Origin of the sequence: Mesorhizobium sp. M8A.F.Ca.ET.218.01.1.1 (assembly GCF_004791165.1) — a bacterium.
Classification (GTDB): domain Bacteria; phylum Pseudomonadota; class Alphaproteobacteria; order Rhizobiales; family Rhizobiaceae; genus Mesorhizobium.
Window position 1 is genome coordinate 1 of sequence record NZ_SRUZ01000174.1, and the last position, 299, is coordinate 299.

Annotated in this window: 1 pseudogene; it reads left to right on the forward strand. The window is 71.9% G+C overall.

Features of this window, described 5'->3' with window-relative positions:
- Nucleotides 1-299: pseudogene (locus EN861_RS35740) on the forward strand (hypothetical protein); the annotation flags it as partial.

Consider the following 299-nt stretch of genomic DNA (forward strand, 5'->3'; position numbering starts at 1 on the left):
GCGTTCTTCGAGTTCAGCATGCCCTTGCTCGCCGAGCGCCTGGCGCGGGCACGCCTGAACGATCCGTCTCGGCCCGCCGTCGCACCCGCGCCGGCGTTGCAGCCGAGCCAATCCCGCCCTGCCTCCATGGGCGAGGCAACGTCGTTCTACCGCGTCATCGAATGGCGCTCGAATGGTCCGGCCGAAGGCCCTGGCTCGGTGACGGTGCCGGCAGGAGCGCCCGCCGTCCGGCCCGCTCCGGTGGAGATCGAACAGCGAGCGCCCGAGGCCGCCGCCACCGCGCCTGTTTCCGATGCAAG